Source organism: Variovorax sp. P4_D9 (genome assembly GCF_056401695.1).
The window spans coordinates 1-3,283 of record NZ_JBFUIU010000925.1 but is presented as its reverse complement, the minus strand read 5'-3'; the positions used below and the strand labels follow the sequence as shown (position 1 = coordinate 3,283).

The window sequence follows — 3,283 nt, the reverse complement described above, 5'->3', positions numbered from 1 at the left end:
GCCGGTGATGGTCAGCAAGACGCAGATCATCGTCGACAACAAGGAAGAGAAGAAGGACAACTGATCCCGGGCGGCTCCTGCGGGAGCCTTCGCCCCGGCGATCGCGCGGCGCATGGAAGACCACGACCTGCTGCGCTATTCGCGCCACATCCTGCTGGAGGAATTCGGCATCGACGGCCAGGCGCGGGTGAGCGCCGGGCATGCCCTGGTGATCGGCGCCGGCGGGCTCGGTTCGCCCGCGCTTCTCTACCTCGCCGCGGCCGGCGTCGGGCACATCTCGCTGGTCGACGACGACGCCCTCGACCTCACCAACCTCCAGCGCCAGATCGCGCACACCACGGCCCGAGTGGGCATGCCGAAGGTCGAGTCGGCGGCCGAGGCGATGCGTGCGATCAACCCCGACATCCGGATCGAGACCCATCGCCTGCGCGCCGATGCCGCTTTGCTGGCCGAGCTCGTGGCGAGCGCCGACGTGGTGCTCGACTGCAGCGACAACTTCGCGACCCGCCATGCCGTGAACAACGCCTGCGTCGCCCATGCCAAGCCGCTGGTGGCCGGGGCCGCGATCCGCTTCGACGGCCAGCTCAGCGTCTACGACACCCGCGATGCCGCCTCGCCCTGCTACGCCTGCCTGTTCCCGCCGGATGCCGCCTTCGAGGAAACGCGCTGCGCCGTGCTGGGCGTCTTCGCGCCGGTGGTCGGTGCCATCGGCACGCTGCAGGCCAGCGAGGCCCTGAAACTGCTTGCCGGCATCGGTCCCTCGCTGGCCGGGCGCCTGCTGATGTTCGACGGCCGCCGCACGGCCTTCGACTCCCTGGGCGTGGCGCGCGATCCGGGCTGCACGGTGTGTGGGCACCGCCCGAAGCCCTAACTGCCCGGCGCCGAATGCTGCCTTGCCTTCGCGGCACCGGCGGCGGCGCCGCGCGAGGACGGCTTCTTTGCCTCGGCCAGCACGTCGGCGCAGTCGGCGTCCTTTCCCGGGCCTGTTTCGACGGTGGCGGCCAGCGCCAGCAAGGGGCTGATCGCGGCCAGCGCCAGCGCCGCCGCGCCGCGCGTCGCCAGCGGCGCGGCCTCCACGCCCGCCTTCGGTGACGCGAAGCTGCCGCGCACCCGCAACGGGCTGCGCAGCGCCAGGATGCTCATGTCCTTGGGCTGCGGCCTGACCACGATGTCCATGCGCTCGGTGGCCAGGTTGATGTTGCCGGCGGCGTTGAATACGGTGTCGCTGGTGTCGAAAACCAGGCTGCGGCCATTCATCACCCCCTTGTCGACATCGAAGGCCACCGCCGCGCAGCGCAGTTCCACGTTGCGGTCGCCCTCGAGCAGGAACTTGATGATCTCGCCGCCGTCGAGGCCCAGGTACTCGAGCAGCAGATTGCTGAACTGGCCCTTTCCGGTGATGACCGCGACATCGCCGGAGGAGCCGCCAAGCCAGCTCGCCACCGAATTGCCCCGGCCGGACAGGTTGATTCGTCCGTCGAGCCGGCCGAAACTGGTCTTCAGCGTCTCGACCTTCGGAATTAGCCTGTTGATCTGCATGGCCCGGATGTCGAGGGCGGCGCGGATTTCGGCCGGATCCTGGGTCGCGTCGATGCGAATCGCACCGGCGATCTTGCCGCTGGCCACCCCGAGGTTGAGCGGGTCCAGGGTCAGCACGCCGTTTTTCAGCTTCACCTGCACGCTCCCTTGGTCGAGTGGCAGCTCGCGCACGTTCTGGATCCGCTCCGCGGTGTAGCTGACATCGGCGTTCATCGCGCGCAGGCGCTCGAAGTCCAGCGGGGCGTCGGGCAGCACCTTGCGTGCGGGGTCGTTCTGCTTTGGCTTGTTGACTTGGGCAATCGTCGGCGGCGGCGCCACACCCTCGACCGCGCTGGCAGAGCGCGCGGTCGGCGGCAGGCCGATCAGCGGGCCGAGATCGTCCATGTCCATGACCCGCGAGCGCAGGGTGCCCGCCAGGAGAGGGACCTTCTGCGACTTGTCGAACTGCATGTCGCCAGCGATGTCGGACAGGCCGAGCCGGCCCTTCAGCCCCCGCACTTCCCACAGCGCAGCGTTCTTTCTCAGGTTGCCGCTCAGCGCATAGGGCGGCGTCTGCGGCAGGGCGATGCCCAGCGCCGGGTAGAGCCGGCCCAGGTCCGGGCCCCGCATCTCGAACCGGGCGTCGAGTCCGTCGAGGTCGGCCAGTTCGACCACCGTGCCATCGGCCTTCAGGCGGGTCTGCCCGGCCTTCAGATCGATCTCGATCGGAAACGGCGGCCGCCCTGCGGAAGTCAGCTGCAGCACATTGCCCGTGCGGCCGACCGCGGTCAGCGGCTGGGCGCGGTAGCGGCCCTTGACCTGGTAGCTGAGCGGCATTTCGCCACGGCTGCTGTCGAAGCTGAAATCGGCGTGCAGGTCCAATTCCAGCGGCGGGGCCAGGAAATCCACACTGCCGCCGTCGACCTCGATCAGCCCGATGGTCGGCGTGCCCGATTCGCCCTCACCCTTGCCGAAAGCCCAGGTCTTGCGGCCATCCGCCTCCATCTGCAGCCCGACCGAAGGCTGGCTCAACCGCAGACGCGGCAACACGACGCGCTGCGCCAGCAATTGCCAGAAGCTGATGTCGAACTCGGCCCGTTCGGCGCGGAGCAGGTAGGGATCCCGGGCCCAGGAGGGGTTCGCGAACGCGATACCGTCGAACTTGACCGTCGCCAGCCGCCAGCCCAGATCGACATCCAGGTGTCGCGTGACCTCGAACTGGCGACCGGTCTTTTCGCTGACATAGCGATTCAGCGGCTCGCGCAGCGTGTCCCAGGGAAAGAAGGCGAGCCCCAGGAAGCATGCCACGATCAGCCCAAGCACGAACGAAAGGAGCCACAACCAGAGCCGGCGGTGCGGAACAGCAGCAGCGGGCGCGTCGGGCATGGAGCGTCAATCGATTGGCGCGGCCATCCGCTCGGATGAGACAGCTTCGGCCTCGATGAGGCAAACGGCAGCGATCCCCACGACAGCAGCGCGCGTGGCCGCCTCGGCCAAGCGCAACTCGGCCACGGCGGGCTCGCCGCCAGCGATCGCAGCGCCTGCCGCGAGAGCGATGAGACCCATGGCGAAACTCCAGACAACGTTCATTGCTGCACCTCGAGGATTCGTGAAGGCCGCCGTGCGGCCATCGAGCCGAGTGTGCGCGGTCGCGGCCGTGGCCGGGTCGGCGGCCGGCCGGACTGGTTGTGGGGCGCAACCTACGGCCACTTTCCCCAGCCGCCGTAAGAACAAACCTACAGCCTGAAGCCCTTCAGGCCTTCAC

General features: G+C 68.7%; 3 protein-coding genes. 1 reads left to right on the top strand and 2 read right to left on the bottom strand.

Going from position 1 to position 3,283, the window contains the following annotated elements; translation table 11 throughout:
• The first annotated feature begins 112 nt into the window (after nucleotides 1–112).
• Nucleotides 113–871, top strand: a complete 759-nt coding sequence (locus tag AC1DY5_RS48405; protein WP_478121463.1) for a HesA/MoeB/ThiF family protein — start codon at nucleotides 113–115, stop codon at nucleotides 869–871.
• On the opposite strand, the gene AC1DY5_RS48400 is transcribed toward AC1DY5_RS48405, so the two are convergent.
• Nucleotides 868–2,904 (bottom strand): AsmA family protein, encoded by a 2,037-nt coding sequence (locus tag AC1DY5_RS48400; RefSeq protein WP_478121462.1) that lies wholly within the window; start codon nucleotides 2,902–2,904, stop codon nucleotides 868–870. The two genes, AC1DY5_RS48405 and AC1DY5_RS48400, sit on opposite strands and share 4 nt — an antisense overlap.
• Before the next feature lie 6 nt (nucleotides 2,905–2,910).
• Nucleotides 2,911–3,084, bottom strand: a complete 174-nt coding sequence (locus tag AC1DY5_RS48395; protein WP_478121461.1) for a hypothetical protein — start codon at nucleotides 3,082–3,084, stop codon at nucleotides 2,911–2,913.
• Nucleotides 3,085–3,283: the final 199 nt, after the last annotated feature.